Source organism: Bacillus pretiosus (assembly GCF_051294775.1).
Taxonomy (GTDB): domain Bacteria; phylum Bacillota; class Bacilli; order Bacillales; family Bacillaceae_G; genus Bacillus_A; species Bacillus_A wiedmannii.
Window position 1 is genome coordinate 1 of the sequence record NZ_JBPPHF010000094.1, and the last position, 323, is coordinate 323.

Genomic DNA, 323 nt, shown 5'->3' on the forward strand with positions numbered 1-323 from the left:
ATTATATACAATATATATTTTATTTTTAATTTTTTATTTAAAACGCAAATAAAAAACACAAACAGGTTTTCTAATATTATTATCCCCAATTTTTGTTTTTGTTTTCCAATCACTCGTATCACCATCGACATTAATAGTATGGGATTCAAATGATAGCAAACCGAAATGTTGTTCAGGAACTTGTACGTTGTTCCAATGTGGGCGTTCTTCCGTATTATCATATTTAGATGTATTCCAAGAGAATTTAAACCATTCATCTTGCCAAATGAATACAATACCGCCGGCCAATTTCGCCTGAATAATATCTTCGAAGAGCTCTGCAT

General features: G+C 31.0%; 1 protein-coding gene. It reads right to left on the minus strand.

What is annotated here, in order from left to right:
• Window positions 1-33: 33 nt before the first annotated feature.
• A partial coding sequence (locus ACSG5Z_RS30005; RefSeq protein ID WP_435712759.1) for a hypothetical protein occupies window positions 34-323 on the minus strand: 290 nt, incomplete at its 5' end.